The 20,416-nt window shown below is 61.7% G+C and carries 17 protein-coding genes; 11 read left to right on the top strand and 6 right to left on the bottom strand.

Annotated elements, in window-relative coordinates:
• Positions 1–175: 175 nt before the first annotated feature.
• Positions 176–2,620, top strand: coding sequence for a penicillin-binding protein 1A (locus K3819_RS01975; RefSeq protein ID WP_371857705.1), 2,445 nt, complete (start codon positions 176–178; stop codon positions 2,618–2,620).
• 270 nt (positions 2,621–2,890) lie between these two features.
• Here the strand turns inward: K3819_RS01975 and K3819_RS01970 are convergent, their stop codons facing one another.
• The 3 genes from K3819_RS01970 to rpmE all read right to left on the bottom strand — a co-directional run bounded on the left by K3819_RS01970 (position 2,891) and on the right by rpmE (position 5,389).
• Positions 2,891–4,159 (bottom strand): malic enzyme-like NAD(P)-binding protein, encoded by a 1,269-nt coding sequence (locus K3819_RS01970; RefSeq protein ID WP_007952395.1) that lies wholly within the window; start codon positions 4,157–4,159, stop codon positions 2,891–2,893.
• A 184-nt stretch (positions 4,160–4,343) separates the two neighbouring features.
• Positions 4,344–5,126 carry a thermonuclease family protein gene (locus K3819_RS01965; RefSeq protein ID WP_221399652.1) on the bottom strand — a complete coding sequence of 261 codons (783 nt, stop codon included), beginning with the start codon at positions 5,124–5,126 and terminating at the stop codon, positions 4,344–4,346.
• A gap of 41 nt (positions 5,127–5,167) precedes the next feature.
• Positions 5,168–5,389 (bottom strand): 50S ribosomal protein L31, encoded by a 222-nt coding sequence (rpmE, locus tag K3819_RS01960; protein ID WP_064585593.1) that lies wholly within the window; start codon positions 5,387–5,389, stop codon positions 5,168–5,170.
• Positions 5,390–5,569: 180 nt separating this feature from the next.
• Between rpmE and K3819_RS01955 the strand changes: the two genes are divergently transcribed.
• The 10 genes from K3819_RS01955 (at position 5,570) to K3819_RS01910 (ending at position 18,452) form a co-directional block, all read left to right on the top strand.
• Positions 5,570–7,789: a primosomal protein N' gene (locus K3819_RS01955; protein ID WP_007952400.1), complete on the top strand. Its 2,220-nt coding sequence runs from the start codon at positions 5,570–5,572 to the stop codon at positions 7,787–7,789.
• A gap of 142 nt (positions 7,790–7,931) precedes the next feature.
• Positions 7,932–9,668: an arginine--tRNA ligase gene (gene argS / locus K3819_RS01950; RefSeq protein ID WP_085611138.1), complete on the top strand. Its 1,737-nt coding sequence runs from the start codon at positions 7,932–7,934 to the stop codon at positions 9,666–9,668.
• Between the two features lies 1 nt (position 9,669).
• The gene (locus K3819_RS01945) at positions 9,670–10,386 is read left to right on the top strand and encodes an SPOR domain-containing protein (protein ID WP_039772438.1); all 717 of its coding nucleotides are present in this window, start codon (positions 9,670–9,672) and stop codon (positions 10,384–10,386) included.
• 257 nt (positions 10,387–10,643) lie between these two features.
• Positions 10,644–11,174: an ATP-dependent protease subunit HslV gene (hslV, locus tag K3819_RS01940; RefSeq protein WP_003196958.1), complete on the top strand. Its 531-nt coding sequence runs from the start codon at positions 10,644–10,646 to the stop codon at positions 11,172–11,174.
• A gap of 55 nt (positions 11,175–11,229) precedes the next feature.
• Complete coding sequence (hslU, locus tag K3819_RS01935) at positions 11,230–12,567, top strand: ATP-dependent protease ATPase subunit HslU (protein WP_221398527.1); 1,338 nt, start codon at positions 11,230–11,232, stop codon at positions 12,565–12,567.
• A 76-nt stretch (positions 12,568–12,643) separates the two neighbouring features.
• Positions 12,644–13,021 (top strand): gamma-butyrobetaine hydroxylase-like domain-containing protein, encoded by a 378-nt coding sequence (locus K3819_RS01930; protein WP_085611140.1) that lies wholly within the window; start codon positions 12,644–12,646, stop codon positions 13,019–13,021.
• A 258-nt stretch (positions 13,022–13,279) separates the two neighbouring features.
• Positions 13,280–14,959: a class II poly(R)-hydroxyalkanoic acid synthase gene (gene phaC / locus K3819_RS01925; RefSeq protein ID WP_039772445.1), complete on the top strand. Its 1,680-nt coding sequence runs from the start codon at positions 13,280–13,282 to the stop codon at positions 14,957–14,959.
• 155 nt (positions 14,960–15,114) lie between these two features.
• Entirely contained in the window at positions 15,115–15,969 is an 855-nt protein-coding gene (gene phaZ, locus K3819_RS01920) for a poly(3-hydroxyalkanoate) depolymerase (RefSeq protein ID WP_007952412.1), read from the top strand.
• A 151-nt stretch (positions 15,970–16,120) separates the two neighbouring features.
• Positions 16,121–17,803, top strand: coding sequence for a class II poly(R)-hydroxyalkanoic acid synthase (gene phaC, locus K3819_RS01915; RefSeq protein ID WP_064592889.1), 1,683 nt, complete (start codon positions 16,121–16,123; stop codon positions 17,801–17,803).
• A 28-nt stretch (positions 17,804–17,831) separates the two neighbouring features.
• Positions 17,832–18,452 carry a TetR/AcrR family transcriptional regulator gene (locus K3819_RS01910; protein WP_007952414.1) on the top strand — a complete coding sequence of 207 codons (621 nt, stop codon included), beginning with the start codon at positions 17,832–17,834 and terminating at the stop codon, positions 18,450–18,452.
• 70 nt (positions 18,453–18,522) lie between these two features.
• Here the strand turns inward: K3819_RS01910 and K3819_RS01905 are convergent, their stop codons facing one another.
• The 3 genes from K3819_RS01905 to K3819_RS01895 form a co-directional block, all read right to left on the bottom strand.
• Entirely contained in the window at positions 18,523–19,386 is an 864-nt protein-coding gene (locus tag K3819_RS01905; protein ID WP_221398526.1) for a phasin family protein, read from the bottom strand.
• Positions 19,387–19,396: 10 nt separating this feature from the next.
• Positions 19,397–19,819: a phasin family protein gene (locus K3819_RS01900; protein ID WP_039772451.1), complete on the bottom strand. Its 423-nt coding sequence runs from the start codon at positions 19,817–19,819 to the stop codon at positions 19,397–19,399.
• A gap of 258 nt (positions 19,820–20,077) precedes the next feature.
• On the bottom strand, positions 20,078–20,353 hold the full coding sequence (locus K3819_RS01895) for a polyhydroxyalkanoic acid system family protein (RefSeq protein ID WP_007952417.1): 276 nt from the start codon (positions 20,351–20,353) through the stop codon (positions 20,078–20,080).
• Positions 20,354–20,416: the final 63 nt, after the last annotated feature.

The following is a 20,416-nucleotide window of genomic DNA, read 5'->3' as shown; positions in this document are numbered from 1 at the left end:
GCGCATTGCGTTCCCTCGCCCCGTCTTGACAGAAGCGCAAATGACGCCCCCTGCGGAAAAGTGCTTATAATGCCCAGCGATTTTTTCCGCCTTTTACTGCCGGCGCGGGTTGTTCTGTGTTACCCGGAACCCTGTCGCCCAATTCATTCTTTGCCGTGGATGTCCAAAAGCCTTGATTCGTCTGCTGAAATTTTTCGGTTGGTCCATCGTCGCCGTTTTCTGCGGACTGCTTTTAGGTCTCAGCGGCGCGTTTCTTTACCTTAGTCCGGGTTTGCCATCTGTGGAGGCGCTGAGAAGCATTCAGTTGCAGATTCCACTGCGGGTGTACAGCAGCGACAACAAGTTGATCGCAGAATTTGGCGAAATGCGCCGCACACCGATCCGTTTCGCCGACATTCCCCCCAATTTCATCAATGCGTTACTAAGTGCTGAAGACGACAACTTCGCCAATCACTATGGCGTCGATCCGAGCAGCCTGATGCGTGCCGCGACTCAACTGGTCAAGAGCGGGCACATCCAGTCCGGCGGCAGCACCATCACCATGCAGGTGGCGAAGAACTTCTTCCTGACCAGCGAACGCAGCTTCTCGCGCAAAACCACGGAAATCCTTCTGGCCCTGCAGATCGAACGCCAGCTGACCAAGGACGAGATCCTTGAGCTGTACGTGAACAAGATCTATCTGGGCAACCGCGCCTACGGCATCGAGGCGGCGGCGCAGGTGTATTACGGCAAGTCGATCCGCGAAGTCAGCCTGGCGCAGATGGCGATGATCGCCGGCCTGCCGAAAGCCCCGTCGCGCTTCAACCCGCTGGCCAACCCGGCGCGCAGCAAGGAGCGTCGCGACTGGATCCTCGGGCGCATGTACAAGCTCGGCAAGATCACCGAGGCCGACTACACCGCTGCGATCAACGAGCCGCTGAACGCCAGCTATCACGTGCCGACCCCGGAAGTGAACGCGCCGTACATCGCCGAAATGGCCCGTGCCGAAATGGTCGGTCGCTACGGCAGCGACGCCTACACCGAAGGTTTCCGCGTCACCACCACGGTGCCGAGCAACCTCCAGGAAATGGCAAATACCGCGCTGCATGAAGGCCTGATGACCTACGATCAGCGCCACGGCTACCGTGGCCCTGAATCACGTCTGCCGGGCAAGACCCGCGAAGCCTGGGCCACTGAACTGACCAAGCAGCGCACCATCAGCAGCCTCGAACCGGCCATCGTCACCCAGGTCGACAAGAACGGCCTGCAAGTACTGACCCGCACCGGCGAAGAACATGTGGCGTGGGACACCATGAAATGGGCGCGCCCGTTCCTCAATACCAACAGCATGGGCGCCAACCCGCGTCAGCCGTCGGATGTGGCACAGGTCGGCGATCTGATTCGCGTGCAGCGCCAGCCGAACAATTCGCTGAAGTTCAGCCAGATTCCGCAGGCGCAAGGCGCGCTGGTGTCGCTGGATCCGCAGAACGGTGCAATCCGTTCGCTGGTCGGCGGTTTCGCCTTCGAGCAGAGCAACTACAACCGTGCGATGCAGGCCAAGCGTCAGCCGGGCTCGAGCTTCAAGCCGTTCGTCTACAGCGCCGCACTGGATAACGGCTACACCGCCGCGAGCCTGGTCAACGACGCGCCGATCGTGTTCGTCGACGAGTACCTGGACAAGGTCTGGCGTCCGAAGAACGACACCAACACCTTCCTCGGCCCGATCCGTCTGCGTGAGGCGCTGTACAAGTCGCGCAACCTGGTGTCGATCCGCCTGTTGCAGGCGATGGGCGTGGGCAAGACCATCGATTACATCACCCGCTTCGGCTTCAACAAGCAGGACCTGCCGCCAAACCTGTCCCTGGCGCTGGGCACCGCGACCCTGACGCCGATGGAGATCGCCACCGGCTGGAGCACCTTCGCCAACGGCGGCTACAAGATCACCCCGTACATCATCGACAAGATCGAAAGCCGCAACGGCGACACGCTGTTCGTCGCCAACCCGCCGACCGTACCGCAGGGCGGCGCGGCCACCGACGGTATCGCGGCACCGGCAACGCAATCGATCACCGTCGACGCAGCGCCGGTTCCAGGGGAGGCGCCAGGCAACGCCGCTGTACCGCAAGCCCCCGCAGTTGCCGAGCGCATCGTCGATGGCCGTACTACTTACATCCTCAACAGCATGTTGCAGGACGTGATCAAGCTCGGCACCGGCCGTCGCGCACTGGCCCTGGGCCGCAGCGACATCGCCGGCAAGACCGGTACCACCAACGAATCCAAGGATGCGTGGTTCTCTGGCTACAACGCCGATTACGTGACCACCGTGTGGACCGGTTTCGACCAGCCGGAAAGCCTCGGTCGCCGGGAGTTCGGCGGCACCGTGGCACTGCCGATCTGGATGAACTACATGGCCGCCGCGCTCAAGGACAAGCCACCGCATGTCCAGCCGGAGCCGGAAGGCATCCTCAGCCTGCGGGTGGATCCGGTCAGCGGTCGCGCGGCATCGCCGAGCACGCCAGGCGCCTATTTCGAGCTGTTCAAGGCCGAAGACACGCCACCGTCGGTCAACGAGATCGGCAATGGCACCGTGCCGGGCAGTCCGCTGCCGGCGGATGAACAGGCGCCGATCGATTTGTTCTGATCCCGATCCTGAACCGCTAAAAAGCCCCGCCTTCGATTGAAGTGCGGGGCTTTTTATTACCTGTTCATTTTTGTGTTGTCTGGGCCGGCCTCTTCGCGGGCAAGCCCGCTCCCACAGTAACCGGGTGTACGCTCCATTTGTGAACGCCACAAAACCCTGTGGGCGCGGGCTTGCCCGCGAAGAGGCCCTTAAGATCACCCCAAAATCAACAGGCACAAAAAAGCCCCGACTCTCGCGAACCGGGGCTTTCGGCTGAAGCGCTACAACGACTTAGCCGTTGAACACGTCATCCACGCTTTTCAGCGGGTAGTTCTTCGGATACGGCAGGGTCGCCACACCAGTCTCGATCGCGGCCTTGGCCACGGCGTCGGAGATCACGGTGATCAGGCGCTTGTCCATTGGCTTCGGAATGATGTACTCACGACCGAATTCCAGCGAGATACCGCCGTAGGCGTCGCAGACTTCCTGAGGAACCGGCAGCTTGGCCAGTTCGCGCAGGGCGTTGGCGGCAGCGATCTTCATTTCTTCGTTGATGCGCTTGGCGCGAACGTCCAGGGCACCACGGAAGATGAACGGGAAGCCCAGCACGTTGTTGACCTGGTTCGGATAGTCCGAACGGCCGGTGGCCATGATCACGTCGTTACGGGTGGCGTGAGCCAGTTCCGGGGAGATTTCCGGATCAGGGTTGGAGCAGGCGAAAACGATCGGGTTGGCCGCCATGCGCTTGAGTTGCTCGGCGCTCAGCAGGTTCGGGCCCGACAGGCCGACGAATACGTCAGCGCCTTCGATGGCGTCGTCCAGGGTGCGCTTCTCGGTAGGGTGAGCGAACACAGCCTTGTACTGGTTCAGGTCGTCACGGCCAGCGTGGATCACGCCAGTACGGTCAACCATGAAGATGTTCTCGACCTTGGCGCCCATGCTCACCAGCAGTTTCATGCAGGAGATGGCGGCTGCGCCGGCGCCCAGGCAGACGATCTTGGCGTCGGCCAGGGTTTTGCCAGCGATTTCCAGGGCGTTGATCATGCCCGCAGCGGTCACGATCGCGGTGCCGTGCTGGTCATCGTGGAAGACCGGAATGTCGCACTGCTCGATCAGAGCACGTTCGATCTCAAAGCACTCAGGTGCCTTGATGTCTTCCAGGTTGATGCCACCGAAGGTGATGGAAATGCGTTTTACGGTGTCGATGAAGGCTTGCGGGCTTTCGGAGTCGACTTCGATGTCGAAGACGTCGATGCCGGCGAAGCGCTTGAACAGCACGCCTTTACCTTCCATCACAGGCTTGGAAGCCAGTGGGCCGAGGTTACCCAGGCCCAGAATCGCGGTGCCATCGGAAATGACTGCAACCAGGTTGCCCTTGCCGGTGTACTTGTAGGCCAGTTCAGGATCGCGGGCGATCTCACGCACTGGTTCAGCTACGCCGGGGCTGTAGGCCAGCGACAGGTCGCGGGCGGTAGCAGTGGCCTTGGTGAGCTCGACACTCAGCTTTCCTGGACGAGGATTGGCATGATATTCGAGAGCGGCAGTTTTCAGATCAGACATTTTGGCATTCCGCTTTTTACTGTTGGACAGACTGGTCAGCGAGGATACGCGCCTCGCAAAGTCCCCACAAGACTGCCCGGTCACCCCTGTCAAGCGCCCTGCCCTAAGACTTTGGGCCAAGAGCCACGGCACACAAGGGCTAGACTGTTCACAATCGACAGAAAAAATGTCTACAACTTTTTCTTCAGCGGGACGACTGGAGCATCGAAGGATCGGTCAGCGGCAACAGCCAGCGCGCCTGACCTGATTTCAGTCCACCGCGCCGGGAACGGTCGACCACCCAGCCACGGGCCTCGATCTGCTTGCCTTTCAACGCCTGCAGAGCGGCGCTATCGAAGCTTTCCAGCAGATTGGGTGCAACGCGCAGTACAAGCTTGTCCTGCAACTCGATCCAGATTCCGCCGCGATTGCGTTGCACCTTGCTCACACGACCGCTGACCAGCGCGAAACCCGAGCGCTCGATCTGCTCCGCTTTCAGTACAGGCGAGCGCTTCCACAGGCCCAGCCCGGACTGTCGTGCGCGGCGTTCCGCGGCTTGCTGGCAATCGACCAGATCGACATTCGGCGCCACCGCGACCTGGAAACCGAGGCCATCGGCGAGCATTTGCGCTTCGAGATTCTCACCCTTGGCGCTGAAAACATGGGCCAGGGTGCGGCCGTAACGGTCCTTGGACTCGGCGCCGAGTTGCAGGCCGACCCGCCCGTCGCTCTCGGCGACCAGGGCTTCGAGACGCTTGCGCGCGGCCACTGCAAACGGCTCGTCGCTGCGGCCCTGCTTGCCGAGCTCGGGCGTATTGAGGCCGATCATCCGCACATTGCGCCCGTCATTCAGGCGCAGGGTGTCGCCGTCGACCACCCGCTGCACCGTGGCGCTGTCCAGCCCGGCCGGCGCCGGGCAGAAGGCCTGAGCGGAGGAGAACCAAATCGCGGACACAAAAAAGGCGCCCGCAAGGGACGCCTTTTTCATCAGTCTGGAGAAGTCGAAACGACCTTCCAAAATGATCAGCCTCAGGCTTTTTTGCCAACGCCGAAAGTAGCGAAACGGTCTGCGAACTTCTGCACGCGGCCGCCGGTGTCCAGAGTCTTCTGCTTACCGGTGTAGAACGGGTGGCATTCGTTGCAAACGTCGATCGCCAGGGCTTTGCCGAAGGTCGAACGAGTTTCGAACTTGTTACCGCACGAGCAGGTAACAGCGATTTCTGGGTAATTCGGGTGGATATCGGCTTTCATGGTGTATTCCTCAGCTGGCGTGCCGCCATCCAACACGATTGTTGAATACCGCACGTAATTAGGCCGCGGATTCTACCAGACAATCCCGATCACGCAAGCTGTCACTGAGACCGACCGTCTGCTAGGCTCCCGGCCCAAACATCATCCCCGCTGCTTGTTAGCTTCTTATCGAGATCCCGCGTGCCCGACGCCATTCTGCGCCTCGCCCTGCCATCGCCCCTGCGCCGCCTGTTCGACTATCGGGCCCCGGCCGGCGTGCTGCGTTCGCAGTTGCAACCGGGCATGCGCCTGCGGGTACCGTTCGGCCGGCGGGAGATGATCGGGATTCTGGTGGAGGTCACCGACACCAGTGAAGTGCCGGTGGAAAAGCTCAAACCGGCGCTGGCTTTGCTCGACGCCACCGCACCGCTGCCGCCGGCGCTGTTCAAGCTGTGCCTGTGGACCGCCCAGTATTATCAGCACAGCCTCGGCGACACCCTGAGCTGGGCGCTGCCGGTGCTGCTGCGCCAGGGCGAACTGGCCGAAGCCCGTCAGGAACGGTTCTGGTCGGCGGCTCCCGGCGCCAGCCTCGACGACCCGCGCATCGCCCGCGCCCCGCGCCAGCGTGAAGCCCTGGCGACTTTAGCCCAGCACCCTCACGGCGTCGCCCATCAGTTGCTGAGCAAACTGATGCTGAGCAAGGACAGCCTCGACCTGTTGCTGGCCAAGGATCTGGTGCAGGTCGAAGTGCGCCGTCACGCCCCCGGCGCGCGCCATGAACACTGGCTGGCCCAGCCCGAACTGCCGCTCAACAGCGAACAGCGCGCCGCGTATGAGGCAATTCGCGCCGGGTTCGACAGTTATCATGCGTTCTTGCTGGCCGGGGTCACCGGCAGCGGCAAGACCGAAGTCTATTTGCAGTTGATCCGCGAAACCCTCGAGGCCGGCAAGCAGGCGCTGGTGCTGATCCCGGAGATCAACCTCGGCCCGCAGACCCTGGCCCGTTTCGAACAACGCTTCAACGCCCGGATCGCCCTGCTGCACTCGGCGGTCAATGACCGCGATCGTCTGGACGCCTGGCTCGCCGCCCGTGACGGCGAGGCCGACATTATTATCGGCACCCGCTCGGCGCTGTTCACCCCGATGAAGAATCCGGGGCTGATCATCATCGATGAAGAACACGACGGCTCCTATAAACAGCAGGAAGGCCTGCGCTACCACGCGCGGGATCTGGCGCTGGTGCGGGCGCGGCAGGAAAACATCCCGATCGTGCTCGGTTCCGCGACGCCATCCCTGGAAAGCCTGCACAACGCCTACACCGGTCGCTACGGACTCCTGCGACTGAACGAGCGGGCCGGTGGCGCCAAGCAGCCACGTTTCCTGCGCCTGGATGTGAAAAGCCGTCCACTGGACAGCGGCATTTCCGGGCCGATGCAGCAAGCCATCGGCCAGACCCTCGCCGCCGGCCAGCAAGTATTGGTGTTCCTCAACCGCCGGGGGTTTGCCCCGACGCTGCTGTGCCATGACTGCGGCTGGATGTCCGAGTGCCAGCGCTGCGATGCGCGGATGACCGTGCACCAGCGTTACGGCGAACTGCGCTGCCACCACTGCGGTTACGTCGAGCGCGTGCCGCGCCAGTGCCCGAAGTGCAACAAGGTCGATCTCCGGCCTGTGGGCGCCGGCACCGAGCGGGCCGAAGAACGACTGGCGATTCTGTTCCCGGACTATCCGGTGTTGCGCGTCGACCGTGACAGCACGTCACGCAAGGATGCGATGAATCAGTTGTTCGCCACGATCCAGAAAGGCCAGCCGTGCATTCTGGTCGGCACCCAGATGTTGGCCAAGGGACACCACTTCCCTCGGGTGACGCTGGTGTCGATCCTCGATGCCGACGGTGGGCTGTTCTCCGGCGACTTCCGCGCCAGCGAGCGCATGGCGCAACTTATCGTGCAGGTCGCCGGGCGCGCCGGGCGTGCAGAAGAGCCAGGCAAGGTGATCATCCAGACCCACCTCGCCGACCATCCTTTATTGGTGCAACTGACCGAGCAGGGTTACTTCGCCTTCGCCGAACAGGCCCTGAGCGAACGCCGCGCCGCCGGCCTGCCGCCGTTCGCCCATCTCGCCCTGCTGCGCGCCGAAGCGCACAAGCCGGGGCAGGCCGAAGGCTTTCTTGATGAAGCCTGCAGCGAGGCCGAGCGCTTGCTGGCCGAACAGAATCTGACCGGCATTGAACTGCTGGGGCCGGTGCCGGCGCCGATGGAACGCCGGGCCGGGCGCTTCCGCGCGCAGCTGCTGTTGCAGGCCACGGCCCGGGCGCCGCTGCACCGATTGCTGGCGAGCTGGCTGCTGGTGCTAGAACAGATGCCAAGCGGCCGGGCGGTGCGCTGGTCGCTGGATGTCGACCCGGTGGATCTGTACTGACCGGGCAAAACCGGCCGAATTGTCACCACACATCCACATCCTGCCTGCTAAGGTTGGCAAGCCCGTCTTCGCAACGGATAATGCCCAGTTTTTCCACCCGCGCATCGATGCGCCGCCGCGCTTGCGGTCGAAAGAGAAGACCATGAAAGACACCATTCGCCAGCTGATCCAACAAGCCCTCACCCAACTCGTCAACGAAGGTGTGTTGCCTGAAGGCCTGACGCCGGCGATCCAGGTGGAAAACGCCCGGGACAAGACCCACGGCGACTTTGCCAGCAACATCGCCATGATGCTGGCCAAGCCTGCGGGCATGAAGCCGCGCGATCTGGCGGAAAAAATCATCGCCGCCCTGCCGGCTGACGAAAACGTCACCAAGGCCGAAATCGCCGGCCCCGGTTTCATCAACTTCTTCCAGAACACTCAAGCGCTGGCCTCGCGCCTCGACGCCGCCCTGGCCGACGATCACATTGGCGTGCGCAAGGCCGGCCCGGCGCAACGCACCGTGGTCGATCTGTCGGCGCCGAACCTGGCCAAAGAGATGCACGTCGGCCACCTGCGCTCGACCATCATTGGCGACGGTGTGGCCCGAGTCCTCGAATTCCTCGGCGACGATGTCATCCGCCAGAACCATGTGGGTGACTGGGGCACCCAGTTCGGCATGCTGATGGCGTACCTGCAGGAAAACCCGATCACCAGCGACGAGCTGTCGGACCTGGAAAACTTCTACCGCGCCGCCAAGCAACGCTTCGACGAATCCCCGGAATTCGCCGACCGCGCCCGTGGTCTGGTGGTCAAGTTGCAGGCCGGCGACGCTGAATGTCTGGCGCTGTGGACCAAGTTCAAGGACATCTCGCTGTCGCACTGCCAGAAGATCTATGAACTGCTCAACGTCAAACTGACCATGGCCGACGTGATGGGCGAAAGCGCCTACAACGACGACCTGATCAACGTGGTCAACGACCTGAAAGCCGCCGGCATGCTGGTCGAAAGCAACGGCGCCCAGTGCGTGTTCCTCGACGAATTCAAGAACGCCGAAGGCGAGCCGCTGCCGGTGATCATCGTCAAGGCTGACGGCGGCTACCTGTACGCCACCACCGACCTGGCGGCCGTGCGCTATCGCAGCGGCAAACTGAAGGCCGACCGCGCGTTGTACTTCGTCGACCAGCGTCAGGCCCTGCACTTCCAGCAAGTGTTTGCCGTGGCACGCAAGGCCGGTTTCGTGACCCATCCGATGGAAATGGAGCACATGGGCTTCGGCACCATGAACGGCGCCGACGGCCGTCCGTTCAAGACCCGTGACGGCGGCACCGTGAAGCTGATCGACCTGCTGACCGAAGCGCAGGAACGTGCCTACAGCCTGGTGAAGGAAAAGAACCCGACACTGGCCGAAGACGAACTGCGCGCCATCGCCAAAGTAGTCGGCATCGGCGCGGTGAAATACGCCGACCTGTCGAAACACCGCACCAGCGACTACAGCTTCAACTTCGACCTGATGCTCAACTTCGAAGGCAACACCGCGCCGTACCTGCTGTACGCCTACACCCGCGTGGCCGGCGTGTTCCGCAAACTGGGCAAGGATTTCAGCGAAGTCGACGGCCAGATCGTCCTCGAAGCGGCGCACGAGCAGGAACTGGCAGCCAAACTGGCGCAGTTCGGTGAAGTGCTGAACAACGTTGCGGAAAAGGGCACGCCACACACTCTCTGCACCTACCTGTACGACGTGGCCGGTCTGTTCTCCAGCTTCTACGAGAACTGCCCGATCCTCGCCGCCGACACCCCGGCACAAATGCAAAGCCGTCTGCGCCTTGCCGCGCTGACCGGCCGTACCCTCAAGCAAGGCCTGGAACTGCTCGGCCTGGAAACCCTGGAGCGCATGTAAGTTGGCTGCCAAGAAAAAACCTGCACCCAAGCGTGGCGCCAGCCGTTACCAAGCTCCAGCGAAGCAGCCGATTCCGGGCTGGCTGTGGATGGCCATCGGCCTGACGGTCGGCGCGTTCATCGTGTTCCTGATGAAACTGGAGCCGGGCAAGGGCAGCGACACGGTCAAGCGCGAGAAGGTCGAGCAACAGCAGCAACAGAAAGCCTCCAAGATCGCCGAGGCCAACAAGACCCCACCGAGCCCGACGCAACCGGTGAAGCCGAAGTACGACTTCTACACCCTGCTGCCGGAATCGGAAGTGATCGTGCCGCCTGATGCCGTGCCGGAGAAAACCCTGCCGACGCCACAGGTGCCGGCAATCCCGACCACGCCGGTGACCCCGGCCGAAGCGGCGAAGATCGACACCGCACGGGCGCAGGCTGCGCTGGCCGGAATCACCCCGCCGCCAGCGCCACCGGTGACCAAGGCTGCACCGGTGACCAAGTTCTTCCTGCAGGCCGGCTCGTTCCGCAAAGAGACGGATGCCGACAAGGTCCGCGCGCAGATCATTCTGCTCGGCCAGGCAGTCGCGGTTGAATCCGGGACGGTCAAGGACGAAACCTGGTATCGCGTACTGGTCGGCCCGTTCAGCAACCGCGAACAACTGACCACCGCCCAGAAACAACTGGCGGGCGCGGGCTTCAGCAACCTGCTGTTACAACAACGCCAGAGCCGCTGATCCTCCTCACCGGTCGTTCCCACGCTCTGCGTGGGAATGCAGCCCGGGACGCTCCGCGTCCCTTGCCGCGGGGACGCGGAGCATCCATTGAGGCATTCCCACGCGGAGCGTGGGAACGATCATGTCGTTCTGCGTGGGAACGATCATGCACAAATCACCGCTCGTCCCCTCTCCCGCCCCGCAGTTGAAATCCTCTCCACCACCCCCATATGAATGGGCATAAGGCATTTTCGCCCCGCAGTGTGGAGACTCTTCCCTTGACCACCATCGTTTCAGTCCGCCGCCACGGCAAAGTCGTCATGGGCGGCGACGGCCAGGTTTCTCTCGGCAACACCGTGATGAAAGGCAACGCGAAGAAAGTTCGTCGCCTGTACCACGGCGAAGTCATCGCCGGTTTCGCCGGTGCCACCGCCGACGCCTTCACCCTGTTCGAACGCTTCGAAGGCCAGCTTGAAAAACACCAGGGTCACCTGGTTCGCGCCGCCGTCGAACTCGCCAAAGAATGGCGCACCGACCGCTCCCTGAGCCGCCTCGAAGCGATGCTTGCGGTCGCCAACAAGGACGCATCCTTGATCATCACCGGCAACGGTGACGTGGTCGAACCCGAAGACGGCCTGATCGCCATGGGTTCCGGTGGCGCCTATGCGCAAGCCGCCGCCAGCGCCCTGCTGAAGAAGACCGACCTGTCGGCCCGCGAAATCGTCGAGACCGCTCTCGGCATCGCCGGCGACATCTGTGTATTCACCAACCACACCCAGACCATTGAGGAGCAGGATCTCGCTGAATGAGCCTGACGCGGCCCCTGTGCCACGGCTTGTTTCTGCTTGAGGACCGTCAATTATTATGTCCATGACTCCCCGCGAAATCGTCCACGAACTCAACCGCCACATCATCGGCCAGGACGATGCCAAGCGCGCTGTCGCGATTGCCCTGCGCAACCGCTGGCGCCGCATGCAGCTGCCTGAAGAGCTGCGCGTTGAAGTGACCCCGAAGAACATTCTGATGATTGGCCCAACCGGCGTCGGTAAAACCGAGATCGCCCGTCGCCTGGCCAAACTGGCCAACGCGCCGTTCATCAAGGTCGAAGCGACCAAGTTCACCGAAGTCGGCTACGTCGGCCGTGACGTCGAATCGATCATCCGTGATCTGGCCGATGCTGCGATCAAGATGCTGCGCGAGCAGGAAATGACCCGCGTTCGCCACCGCGCCGAAGACGCCGCCGAGGACCGTATCCTCGACGCCCTGCTGCCGCCGGTACGCATGGGCTTCAGCAACGAAGAAGCGCCGACCCAGGATTCCAACACTCGCCAACTGTTCCGCAAGCGCCTGCGCGAAGGTCAGCTGGACGACAAGGAAATCGAGATCGAAGTCGCCGAGATGGCCGGCATCGAAATCGCCACGCCTCCGGGCATGGAAGAAATGACCAACCAGTTGCAGAACCTGTTCGCCAACATGGGCAAGGGCAAGAAGAAGGCCCGCAAGCTCAAGGTCAAGGAAGCGCTGAAACTGGTACGCGACGAAGAAGCCGGTCGCCTGGTCAACGAAGAAGAGTTGAAGGCCAAGGCCCTGGAAGCCGTCGAGCAGCACGGCATCGTGTTCATCGATGAGATCGACAAGGTCGCCAAGCGCGGCAATGTCGGCGGCGCTGATGTGTCCCGCGAAGGCGTGCAACGTGACCTGCTGCCGCTGATCGAAGGCTGCACCGTCAACACCAAGCTGGGCATGGTCAAGACCGACCACATCCTGTTCATCGCCTCCGGTGCGTTCCACCTGAGCAAGCCGAGCGATCTGGTGCCGGAGCTGCAAGGCCGTCTGCCGATCCGTGTGGAACTCAAGGCCCTGAGCCCGCAGGACTTCGAACGCATCCTCAGCGAACCGCACGCCTCGCTCACCGAGCAGTACTGCGCACTGCTGAAAACCGAGGGCCTGAACATCCAGTTCCAGCCGGAAGGCATCAAGCGTCTGGCGGAGATCGCCTGGCAGGTCAACGAGAAGACCGAGAACATCGGTGCCCGTCGCCTGCACACGCTGCTCGAGCGTCTGCTGGAAGAGGTGTCGTTCAGTGCCGGCGATCTGGCCAGCGCCCACGACGACAAGGCGATCGAGATCGACGCCGAGTACGTCAACAGCCACCTGGGCGAATTGGCGCAGAACGAAGACCTGTCCCGTTATATCCTGTAAGCCATACTTACAGTGGTCGTGAAACTGTGGGAGCCATCGGCTCCCACAATTTTTTCCACCTGACGGAACGCCGGCGATGACCCAACTCCCCACCGACATCAAACTGCACAAAGCCTCGAAAACCCTGTCGCTCAAATACGCGACCGGCGAGGAATACACCCTGCCCGCCGAATTCCTGCGCGTGCATTCCCCCTCCGCCGAGGTCCAGGGCCACGGCAAACCGATCCTGCAATTCGGCAAGCTGCACGTCGGCCTGACCAAGGTAGAACCGGCCGGTCAGTACGCACTGAAACTGACCTTCGACGACGGTCACGACAGCGGTCTGTTCACCTGGGATTACCTCTACGAGCTGGGGCGACGTCATGACGCACTCTGGGCGGATTATCTGGCCGAACTCAAAGCCGCCGGCAAAACCCGCGACCCGGACCAGTCCGTCGTCAAGCTGATGCTCTAGTCCGCGCCTCGGACTGTTTAGAGGGCATTTTCTAGATTCATCTGTTTGAATGCTCCGCTAAAGCGGCCCGGGATCGGCTGCTTGCGAAAAAAATCAATCTCGGGTAACCAATGGAACTGGCAAGTTCCCTGCAATGCTCTACGACTGTAAAGCAGCTATGCAGAATCAACGGTCACCCGAGCAGTAGTACCTGGCATTGGCTGTGGAACTGCACAGCAGAAAACCGGGTACTCGTCTCAGGACAATGGAGCGTCGTAGATGAGTAACAAGAATAACGATGATTTGAAGTACCAGGCCTCGGAGAACACCCTGGGGCTGAATCCTGTCGTTGGGCTACGCGGAAAGGATCTGCTGGCCTCTGCTCGAATGGTGCTGACCCAGGCCATCAAACAACCGATCCATAGTGTCAAACACGTCACCCAGTTCGGCCTTGAACTGAAGAACGTGCTGTTCGGCAAATCCGACCTGCAACCGGCGGGCGATGACCGTCGCTTTGTCGATCCGGCGTGGAGTCAGAACCCGCTGTACAAACGTTATCTGCAAACCTACCTGGCATGGCGCAAGGAACTCCATGCCTGGATCGACGACAGCAGCCTCTCGCCCAAGGACATCGCGCGCGGCCACTTCGTGATCAACCTGATGACCGAGGCCATGGCGCCGACCAACACGGCGGCCAACCCGGCGGCGGTCAAACGCTTCTTCGAGACCGGTGGCAAGAGCCTGCTCGACGGCCTCTCGCACCTGGCCAAGGATCTGGTGCACAACGGCGGCATGCCGAGCCAGGTCAACATGGGCGCGTTCGAGGTCGGCAAGAGCCTGGGCGTGACCGAAGGCGCGGTGGTGTTTCGCAACGACGTGCTGGAGCTGATCCAGTACAAGCCGATCACCGAACAAGTGCACGAGCGCCCGCTGCTGGTGGTGCCGCCGCAGATCAACAAGTTCTATGTATTCGACCTGAGCCCGGACAAGAGCCTGGCGCGTTTTTGCCTGCGCAACAATGTGCAGACCTTCATCGTCAGCTGGCGCAACCCGACCAAGGAACAGCGCGAGTGGGGACTCTCGACCTACATCGAAGCCCTGAAGGAAGCGGTCGACGTGGTCACTGCGATCACCGGCAGCAAGGACGTCAACATGCTCGGCGCCTGCTCCGGCGGCATCACCTGCACTGCCCTGCTCGGCCACTACGCGGCAATCGGCGAGAACAAGGTCAACGCCCTGACCCTGCTGGTCAGCGTGCTCGATACAACGCTGGACAGCGACGTCGCCCTGTTCGTCGACGAGCAGACACTGGAGACCGCCAAGCGCCATTCGTATCAGGCCGGCGTGCTCGAAGGCAAAGACATGGCCAAGGTCTTCGCCTGGATGCGCCCGAATGACCTGATCTGGAACTACTGGGTCAACAACTACCTGCTCGGCAACGAGCCGCCGGTGTTCGACATCCTGTTCTGGAACAACGATACGACTCGACTGCCGGCCGCGTTCCACGGCGACCTGATCGAGATGTTCAAAAACAACCCACTGATCCGCCCCAATGCACTGGAAGTGTGCGGCACGCCGATCGACCTCAAGCAGGTGACCGCCGACATCTTCTCGCTGGCCGGCACCAACGACCACATCACGCCGTGGAAGTCCTGCTACAAGTCGGCGCAGCTGTTCGGTGGCAAGGTCGAATTCGTGCTGTCCAGCAGCGGGCATATCCAGAGCATCCTGAACCCGCCGGGCAACCCGAAGTCGCGCTACATGACCAGCGACGAAATGACCGCCAATGCCGATGACTGGCAGGAAAATTCGACCAAGCACGCCGACTCCTGGTGGCTGTACTGGCAGGCGTGGCAGGCCGCGCGGTCGGGCGAGCTGAAAAAGGCGCCGACCAAGCTGGGCAACAAAGCGTATCCGGCAGGCGAAGCTTCACCGGGCACTTACGTTCACGAGCGGTAACCGACACACCTCATTCCCCCTGTGGGAGCGGGCTTGCTCGCGAAAGCGGTTGATCAGCCAACATCAATGGCGACTGACACGACGCCTTCGCGAGCAAGCCCGCTCCCACAACGGGTACGAGGTGACATTGAGATTGACCCACAGGGCCTTGAAGCATGCCGCACCCGTTCATCTTTCGAACCGTCGAGCTGGATGGCCAGACCATCCGCACGGCGGTCCGCCCCGGCAAGCCTCACTTGACGCCCTTGCTGATATTCAACGGCATCGGCGCCAACCTGGAGCTGGTGTTTCCTTTTGTCGCGGCGCTGGATCCGGACCTGGAAGTGATCGCCTTCGACGTGCCCGGTGTCGGTGGTTCCTCGACGCCGAGCCGTCCGTATCGCTTTCCCGGGCTGGCGAAGCTCACCGCGCGGATGCTCGATTACCTCGACTACGGACAGGTCAACGTGATCGGCGTGTCCTGGGGTGGCGCGCTGGCGCAGCAGTTCGCCTACGACTATCCCGAGCGCTGCAAGAAGCTGGTGCTGGCGGCGACCGCCGCCGGTGCGGTGATGGTGCCGGGCAAGCCGAAGGTGCTGTGGATGATGGCCAGCCCAAGGCGCTACATCCAGCCGTCCCATGTGATCCGCATCGCCCCGATGATCTACGGCGGCTCGTTCCGCCGCGACCCGACACTCGCCGCCAGCCATGCGGCCAAGGTGCGTTCGGCGGGCAAACTCGGCTACTACTGGCAACTGTTCGCGGGCCTGGGCTGGACCAGCATTCACTGGCTGCACAAGATCCATCAGCCGACGCTGGTGCTGGCCGGTGATGACGATCCGCTGATCCCGCTGATCAACATGCGCATGCTCGCCTGGCGAATCCCCAACGCGCAGCTGCACATCATCGACGACGGGCATCTGTTCCTGATTACCCGGGCCGAGGCGGTGGCGCCGATCATCATGAAATTCCTCCAGGAGGAACGTCAGCGTGCGGTGATGCATCCGCACCCGACACCGCTGGGCGGATAACCGTCCTGGCACGGATTTCTGGACAGCGTCTTGCAACGTGTCCGCACAGGTGCGTGGCAGGAAGCCACGCGGGCAACAACCCGCAACAGCGTCTATGGTGTTCTGGTTCGGTGTGTTTGTTTTTGGCCTGAAGACGAAGGAGTGTTGAGTCATGCGTGACAAACCAGCGACGGGCGTCGTGCCCAGCCCCGCCGTGTTCATCAATGCACAGAGTGCCATGACCGGTCTGCGCGGCCGGGACCTGATCTCGACCTTGCGCAGCGTCGCGGCCCACGGTCTGCGCAACCCGATCCACAGTGCAAAACACGCCTTGAAGCTGGGGGGCGCGCTCGGACGCGTGCTGCTCGGCGAAACCCTGCACCCGACCAATCCGCAGGACAGCCGCTTCGCCGATCCGGCGTGGAGCCTCAATCCGTTTTATCGGCGCAGCCTTCAGGCCTATCTGGCCTGGCAGAAACAGGTCAAGAGCTGGATCGACGAGAGCAGCATGAGCGACGACGACCGCGCCCGCGCGCACTTCGCCTTCACCCTGCTCAACGACGCCGTGGCGCCTTCCAACACCCTGCTCAATCCGCTGGCTGTGAAGGAGCTGTTCAACTCCGGCGGCCACAGTCTGGTGCGCGGCCTCAGCCATCTGATCGACGACCTGCTGCACAACGACGGCCTGCCACGCCAGGTCACCAAACAGGCTTTCGAAGTCGGCAAGACCGTCGCCACCACCACAGGGTCAGTGGTGTTTCGCAACGAAATGCTCGAGCTGATCCAGTACCGGCCGATGAGCGAAAAACAGTATTCGAAACCGCTGCTGGTGGTGCCGCCGCAAATCAACAAGTACTACATTTTCGACCTCAGCCCGAGCAACAGCTTCGTCCAGTTCGCCCTGAAGAACGGCTTGCAGACCTTCATGATCAGCTGGCGCAACCCGGATGTGCGGCATCGCGAATGGGGCCTGTCGACCTACGTCGAAGCCGTGGAAGAAGCGATGAACATCTGCCGGGCGATCACCGGCGCCCGTGAGGTCAACCTGATGGGCGCCTGCGCCGGCGGGCTGACCATCGCCGCGCTGCAAGGGCATCTGCAGGCCAAGCGGCAGTTGCGGCGGGTCTCCAGCGCCACCTATCTGGTGAGCCTGCTCGACAGTGAAATGAACACCCCGGCCACCCTGTTCGCCGATGAGCAAACGCTCGAAGCGGCCAAGCGGCGCTCCTATCAGAAAGGCGTGCTGGACGGTCGCGACATGGCCAAGGTGTTCGCCTGGATGCGCCCCAACGATCTGATCTGGAGTTATTTCGTCAACAACTACCTGCTGGGCAAGGAGCCGCCGGCGTTCGACATCCTCTACTGGAACAACGACAGCACCCGCCTGCCCGCCGCGTTTCACGGCGACATTCTGGACTTCTTCAAGCACAACCCGTTGACCCATCCGGGGGGCCTGGAAGTGTGCGGCACGCCGATCGATCTGCAGAAGGTCACGGTCGACAGCTTCAGCGTAGCCGGCATGAACGACCACATCACGCCGTGGGACGCGGTGTATCGCTCGACACTGTTGCTGGGCGGCGAGCGGCGCTTCGTGCTGTCCAACAGCGGCCACGTGCAGAGCATCCTCAACCCGCCGGGCAACCCGAAAGCCCATTACGTCGAGAACGGAAAGCTCAGCGGCGATCCGCGCGCCTGGTACTACGACGCCAAGAAAGTCGACGGCAGTTGGTGGCCACAATGGCTGGAGTGGGTGCAGCAGCGCTCCGGCACCCTGCACGAAACCCAGATGACCCTCGGCAACGCCAATTATCCACCGATGGAAGCGGCACCCGGCACCTATGTGCGTGTGCGCTGACTGACTCAAGCCCTTTTAAGAAGACTGGATGAAAACAAGCGAACGGATCCTCGAATGTGCCCTGCAGTTGTTCAATGAAAAGGGCGAGCCGAACGTCTCCACCATGGAGGTTGCCAATGAAATGGGGATCAGCCCCGGCAACCTTTACTACCACTTCCACGGCAAGGAACCGCTGATTCTCGGACTGTTCGAGCGCTTCCAGAACGACCTCGCCCCGCTGCTCGACCCGCCCGCCGATGTCGAACTGGCGCCGGAGGATTACTGGCTGTTCCTGCACCTGATCGTCGAACGGCTGGCGCAGTACCGCTTCCTGTTCCAGGATCTGTCGAACCTGGCCGGCCGCCTGCCGAAACTGGCCAAGGGCATTCGCCAGTTCCTCAACGTGCTCAAGCGTACGCTGGCGTCATTGCTGGCGCGGCTGAAGGCGTCGGGGCAGTTGGTCAGCGACACCCAGGCGCTGGGGCAACTGGTGGAGCAGATCACCATGACGCTGCTGTTCTCGCTGGACTATCAACGGATTCTTGATCGCGAAGGAGAAGTGCGGCTGGTGGTATACCAGATCATGATGCTGGTGGCGCCGCATCTGTTGCCGCCGGTGAAGGTGGCGACGGAGAGGATGGCTTTGCAGTACCTCGAAGATCACGAGTAATCCGACGGCTTTTACCCAAACAAAAACGCCCGACCTTCACAGGCCGGGCGTTTTTTTGAGCCCTGAAGAATCAGGACTGACTGGTTGGCGTCGACGGAGTCGATGCAGCAGTCGGAGCAGGCGCCGGGGTTGGAGCCGAGGCGGAGTTCGACGTGCTTGCCAGTGCTTGCGGTGTGGTCACCGGTTTTGGAGCAGCAGCTTTCGGCGCGGCCGGTTTTTTCACTGCCGGTTTTTTCGCCGCAGCCGATTTGGCGGCAGGCTTGGCAGCGGGTTTGGCTGCTGCGGTTTTCGCTGCTGGTTTGGCTGCTGGCTTGGCCGCAGGTTTAGCGGCTGATTTTGCAGCCGGCTTGGCGGCGGCCTTGGCAGCAACCGGTTTGGCCGCGGCTTTCGCTGCAGGCTTGGCGGCAGCAGTTTTGGCTGCTGGTTTTGCGGCCGGTTTGGCGGCGGCTTTAGCCAGTGGCTTGGCAGCGGTTTTGGCCGCAGGCTTGGCTGCTGCGGTTTTCGCCGCGACAGGCTGAGCTTTCAGGCCGGTGAGTTTTTCGATCTGCCTGGTCAGGGTATCGACCTTCTTGTGCAGATCCTTCACCTCGTTGCGGCTCGGTACGCCCAGGCGCGAAATCGCACTGTTCAGGCGCTTGTCGAAAGCCCCTTCCAGCTGATCCCAGGTGCCCAGTGCGCGATCTTTCACGCCGCTGATGCGCGATTTTGCCGAGCTTGCAGAATCCTTGGCAGCATCGACTTTCTTGCCGACTGCAGCCTTGGTGAGCTTCTCGGCTTTCTCGCCGTCTTTGACCAATGTATCGAAGAGCTTGCTGCCGTCAGTGTCGATCTTCGAGTACACGCCTAAACCAGCCAGCCAGATCTTGCGGGAATAGTCTTCGACTTTTCCGATCCACGAGCTGCCTTCTTTATCGGTGTTCTTTTTACCAGCCATCCCGTTCTCCTTAAGATTTACGCGCGACGCGTTCGAGCAATGCCGTCAGCTCATCGAGCTTAGCAGAGAGTGTCTCAACGTCATGTTTAGACGGAATGCCGATACGATTCAAGGCACTGGCCACACGCGTGTCGAACGCCTTCTCGACCTTGTCGAGCTGAACTTCGACCCGGCCTTTGAAAGAGCTGACTTCGCTCTTGGCTTCATCGATCTCGGCGTTGGCCGCTTCGAGTTTTTCGGTGACGGCTTTTTTGCCTTTCTTTTCAACAGTTTGACCAGCCTTGATCAACTCCTGAAAGTACTCGCTGCCCTCCTGACCGACCTTGGTGTAGGCACCCAGGCCTGCCAGCCAGATCTTGCGGGCATAGGATTTGACGTCGCTCAGAGCGGAAGTCGAAGCGTCGATTTTTTTCTTCAAAATGACTTTGGCCATGGTGCACCTCACGCGCAGAAGGTTTGAGGAACTGCCCTGACGAGTGTCGGGCTCAGGCACAAAGTAGGGAGAAAAATTAGAAACGGCACCCTAACAACTGACATAAACAGGTGGGCACACCACAAAACAAATGTGGGAGCGGGCTTGCTCGCGAATGCGGTGTGTCAGTCACGGAAATGCCGGCTGATACAACGCATTCGTCGGATCGCCGCCCGGAGCAAGCCCGCTCCCACAGGGGGATTTCATTTCAGACAGAAATCAGACCAGCGCTTTATCCAGCGCCTTTTCGATCTCGGCTTTGATCATGCCGCTCATGGCCGACATCATCAGGCCCAGTTCCACGTCGACCCGGATCGAATCCTCGGCCACATGCACCGCGCCCTTCACGCCCGAACGCTTGAGGTTCAGGACATCGCCCGACCACTGCGGCTCCAGACCATATTGATCGGAGAGTTTCTGCGCCAGTTTGTCGGCTTTCTCGCGGGCCGCTTCCTTGCCCAGGCTGTGGGCACGCTCAACACTGATATGGGCCATTGAATGACTCCTGCTTTTTGAATGGGGCTATGAATGCCTGCAACGAATCTTGACCGCCACTGC

Source organism: Pseudomonas sp. 3-2, assembly GCF_019710535.1.
Lineage (GTDB): Bacteria > Pseudomonadota > Gammaproteobacteria > Pseudomonadales > Pseudomonadaceae > Aquipseudomonas > Aquipseudomonas pharyngis.
Note: the sequence above shows the minus strand (reverse complement) of the source record. Positions and strands in the feature narration are given on the sequence as shown.